Here is a 4,552-nt window from a genome sequence, read left to right on the forward strand (position 1 = left end):
GGCCCGGCGGGGGGCACCTCCCGCCGGGCCGCCGCTCGTCCAGTCAGGTCAGCCGCTCGAGAGCGTGAAGCCCTGCTCGGTGCCGAAGGCGGTGATGCGGTCCTGCCACGTCTTCAGCGCGGTGGACAGGTCGCCGCTGCCGTCGAGGGCCTGGCCCACGGTGTCCTTGAAGATGCTGTTGGCGTACACCTGGAACGGGAGGTACTGCCAGTCGGCCTTCACAGCGGCCGAGGCGTCGCCGAGGACCTGGTTGATCTTCTGCCCGCCGAAGAACTCCTGCGGCGCGTCACGGAAGGCCGGGTCGTCGAGCAGCGTCTTGGTCGCGGGGAACAGCCCCGCCTCCTCGTTCAGCGACTTGACCGCCTCCGGGTCGGAGTTGAGCCACTGCGCGAAGGCCACGGCGGCCGGGATGTTCTTGCTCTGCGGGATGACCGCCACCGACGAGCCGCCGTTCTCGGCGTTGATCGGCTTGGCCGCGTCGTGCTGCGGCATCGGGGCGACCGCCCACTTGCCCTTCGTCTGCGGGATGGAGTTGATGATGCCGTTCGGGGCCCACGCGCCGGTCATCCAGACCGCGTACTTGCCGGAGCCCATGCCCTTCCACCACTCGTCGGTCCAGCCGGGCTGCGGGTCGACCAGCTTCTCGCCGAGCAGGGTGCCGAAGGTGCCGACGAACTGCTTGACGCCGGGGTCGGTGGCGAGCGTGACGCTGACCTGGTTCTCGCCCGAGGTCTTGAACGGCGTGCCGCCCGCCTGCCAGATCAGGCTGTCCACGCCGCCGGCGTCGCCGGGGTCGATGGAGGTGATGAAGTTGTCCGGGTTGTCGGCCTTGATCTTCTTGGCCGCCTCGATGAACTCCGCCCACGTCTTCGGCGGCTCGATCTTCAGCTTCTCGAAGATGTCGGTGCGGTAGAACATCGCCATCGGGCCGGTGTCCTGCGGGATGCCGTAGACGCCGCCGTTGATCGCCACCTGGCCCCACGCCGCGGGCGCGAACTTGTCCTTGAGCGCGTCGGAGCCGTGCTCGGCGAGGTTGACGACCTGCTTGGAGAGCGCGAACTGGGGCAGCGCGAAATACTCGATCTGCGCCACGTCGGGCGCGCCGGAGCCGGCCTTGATCGCGGTCTGCAGCTTGGTGTACTGGTCAGCGGACTGCCCGGCGTTCACCACGTTGACCTTGATGTTCGGATATTTCGCCTGGAAGCGGGCGACGGTCTTCTCGATCCCCGTGACCCACGTCCAGAAGGTCAGCTCGGCCGGCTTGCTCAGCGCGTCCTGGACGGCGGCCGACGCGCTCGGAGCGGCGGCCGGGGCGGTGGTGGCGCCCCCGCCGCTGCCGCCGCCGCACGCGGCAAGTGCCAGTGACAGAGCGGTGGCGACCCCGGCGGTCATCACACCGCGCCGCGATGGAAGAGTTCTCATGGGCGTTTCCTTATTCACGGGGGTTATTGCTTGACGCTGCCGGTGGCCAGACCCGACTGCCAGAACCGCTGCAGCACCAGGAAGGCGATGATCAGCGGCACGATGGACAGCAGGCTGCCGGTCAGGATGAGGCTGTAGGTGGCGTCGACGGCGCCGGAGGTGCCGCTGTTGGCCTGGGCGTTCCACTGGTTGAGCCCGACGGTGAGGGGGAACCAGTCCGGCGTGTTCAGCACGATCAGCGGCAGGAAGTAGTTGTTCCACGTCGCGACCAGTGAGAAGAGCAGGACCGTGACGAATCCGGGGGCGAGCAGCCGCAGCGCGATGGTGCGGAAGATCCTGAACTCGCCCGCCCCGTCGATGCGGGCCGACTCCAGGATCGAGTCGGGGACCGCGTCGGCCGCGTAGACGCGCATCAGGTAGAGGCCGAACGGGCTGCAGAGCGACGGGATGAGCACCGCCCATGGGGTGTCGACGAGGCCGATCTGGCTGAACAGCAAGTACGTCGGCACCGCGAGGGCCGTGCCCGGGATGGAGATCGCGCCGAGCACCACCGCGAACAGCAGCTTGCGGCCGGGGAAGTCATACTTCGCCAGGGCGTATCCGCCGATGGTGGCCAGCAGGGCCGCCCCGCCCGCGCCCACCACGGAGTAGAGCACGGTGTTGCCGAACCAGCGCAGGAAGATGCCGTTGTTGTAGCTCAGGGTTTCGGCGATGTTGGCGAACAGGTGGAAGTCCCCGCCGAACCAGAGCCCGAAGGTCGAGAACAGGTCTGCGCTGGTCTTGCTGGAGTTGGCCAGCAGCCAGAACAGCGGCAGGACCGCGTACCCGAACATGACCAGCATGATCAGGGTGAGGGTGGGGCTCTTGCCCCGGCGCGTGGCCTTGGTGGATCGGTGCGCGCCCCGCTGGGCGGTGGTGGCGGCGGGCGCGCCGGCGACGGCCGTCACAGCGTCTGCTCCCTTCTCGCCGTGATGAGCTGCACCACGTACGCCACCACGACGGTGACCAGGCCCAGCACGACGGCGACGGCGGCCGAGTAGTTGATCTGCTGGCCGTTGAACGCCAGGTTGTAGGCGTACATGTTGGGCGTGTAGCTCGTTGTGATCACCGAGGGCGCGAGCTTCTGGAGGATGTTCGGCTCGTTGAAGAGCTGGAAGCTGCCGATGATCGAGAAGACGGTGGCCACGAGCAATGCGGGCCGCAGGGCGGGCAGTTTGATGCTCCAGGCGATGCGGATGGCCCCCGCACCGTCCATTTCGGCGGCCTCGTAGAGCTCATCCGGGATGGCCCGCAGCGCGGCGTACAGGATGATCATGTTGTAGCCGACGTACTCCCAGGTCACCATGTTGCCGATGGAGCCCAGCATCCAGGAGCGCGACATCAGGTCGGGGAGTGTGACGCCGAAGACGTCGCCGATCTGGCCCACCAGGCCGAACTCGTCGCCGTACATGTAGCCCCACATGAGGGCCGCCACGACGGCCGGCACCGCGTACGGCATGAAGATCGTGATGCGGAACAGGGACGGCCAGCGCAGCCGGCCGCTGTCGATCGCGAGCGCGCATCCCAGGGCGATGAGCAGCATGATCGGCACCTGCACGACCAGGAAGAGCGCCACGCGGAGCAGGCCGGCGCCGAACAACGCGTCGCCGACGGCGCGGGTGTAGTTGGCCAGGCCGGCGAAGACCGTGCCACCGATCAGGCGGTCCTGGAAGAAGCTCAGGTAGATCGCGTACAGCAGCGGCGCGACCACCGTGATCAGGAAGACCACGAAGAACGGCAGGAAGAAGGCGTAGCCGGCGACGCGCAGGCGCACGAACGGCCGGGCGAGGCCGGCCTGCCGGAGCCCGGTGGCCGGCGCGGTCATTCCGTGCTCCAGTGTGATGTTCGCGTTGCCATGGGGACTGGCACTGAACTCTCCTTGTCGGGGCGTCTACGGCCTGGCAACCGCAGCGCTACCTGCGCCACCGTGTCCTGCCTCCAGTGGCAGTCGCGATGATCGTGTGTTTGCGCAAACATGATGAAGATGATCCGTAGTCTGGACTTGCCGCCGGAATCATGTCAATAGGTAACCGTCAGTTAACACAACTGCCTATTTTCGCTACATTTGTTGCCGGCTGAAGCCGTCGTTGACGGACCGGCCATGTTTGCGTAAACATCATGCGAGACTTCGTACGGAGGTGTGAGTGGACGGCGCCACCCAGGAAACGGCGGCAGGACGACGCACGCGCAGGCGGCCGTCCATGGCCGATGTCGCCGCGATGGCCGGGGTCTCCAGCCAGACGGTCTCCCGGGTGGCCAACAACCGCACCAACGTGGAGGACGAGACCCGCCAGCGGGTCCTGTCCGCCATGCGGGTGCTCGGCTACCGGCCCAACACGGCCGCGCGTGCCCTGGTCACCGGCCAGTTCCGCACCCTGGGGCTGATCAGCTTCGGGCTCGGCAGCTTCGGCAACGCCCGCACGGTCGACGCCATCACGCGCGCGGCGCAGCGCGCCGGCTACACGGTGAACATGATCGCCATCGAGTCGCAGACCGAGCAGGCCGTGCACGAGGCGTTCGACCAGCTCACGATGCAGGCGGTCGACGGCATCGTGCTCATCGAGGCGCAGATCCTCGACACACCGGCGCTGCGCCTGCCGCCGGGCGTGCCGGTCGTGATGGCCGACGGCGACGTCAGCCACCGCCATCCCATGGTCGACACCGACCAGGCGCTCGGCGCCCGGCTCATCACCCGTCACCTGCTCGACCTCGGCCACGAGACGGTCTGGCATGTCGCCGGGCCCGAGGACTCCTACGCCGCGCGGCGGCGGGCCGAGTCGTGGCACGCGACGCTCAAGGAGGCGGGCGCCGCGGTCCCGCAGCTGCTGTACGGGGACTGGAGCGCGGGCAGCGGCTACTCGGCCGGCCGCGTCCTGGCCCGGCGGCCCGGCGTCACGGCCGTCTTCGCCGCCAACGACCAGATGGCGCTCGGCGTGATGCGCGCGATGATCCAGGCGGGCCGGCGCGTCCCCGAGGACGTCAGCATCGCCGGGTTCGACGACCTCGATGAGTCGGCTTACCTGTCCCCGCCGCTCACCACCGTCCGCCAAGACTTCGACGTGGTGGCGGATCGGATCGTGTCGCTGATGAT

Annotated in this window: 4 protein-coding genes; 1 reads left to right on the plus strand and 3 read right to left on the minus strand. The window is 68.2% G+C overall.

The annotated features are described in order from the left end of the window. Window positions 1-48: 48 nt before the first annotated feature. The 3 genes from ACTWQA_RS58535 to ACTWQA_RS58545 are packed head-to-tail and all read right to left on the minus strand — an operon-like array spanning window position 49 to window position 3,286. Window positions 49-1,422, minus strand: coding sequence for an ABC transporter substrate-binding protein (locus ACTWQA_RS58535; RefSeq protein WP_443167417.1), 1,374 nt, complete (start codon window positions 1,420-1,422; stop codon window positions 49-51). A 23-nt stretch (window positions 1,423-1,445) separates the two neighbouring features. Then, window positions 1,446-2,369 (minus strand): carbohydrate ABC transporter permease, encoded by a 924-nt coding sequence (locus ACTWQA_RS58540; protein WP_443167418.1) that lies wholly within the window; start codon window positions 2,367-2,369, stop codon window positions 1,446-1,448. Further along, a complete protein-coding gene (locus ACTWQA_RS58545) occupies window positions 2,366-3,286 on the minus strand; it encodes a carbohydrate ABC transporter permease (RefSeq protein WP_305915284.1) in 921 nt (306 codons plus the stop codon). Before ACTWQA_RS58545 ends, ACTWQA_RS58540 begins: the two co-directional genes overlap by 4 nt. A gap of 319 nt (window positions 3,287-3,605) precedes the next feature. On the opposite strand from ACTWQA_RS58545, the gene ACTWQA_RS58550 reads away from it, so the two are divergent. After that, a partial coding sequence (locus ACTWQA_RS58550) for a LacI family DNA-binding transcriptional regulator (RefSeq protein ID WP_443167419.1) occupies window positions 3,606-4,552 on the plus strand: 947 nt, incomplete at its 3' end.

The organism is Nonomuraea sp. 10N515B, from assembly GCF_052245915.1.
Taxonomy (GTDB): Bacteria; Actinomycetota; Actinomycetes; order Streptosporangiales; family Streptosporangiaceae; genus Nonomuraea.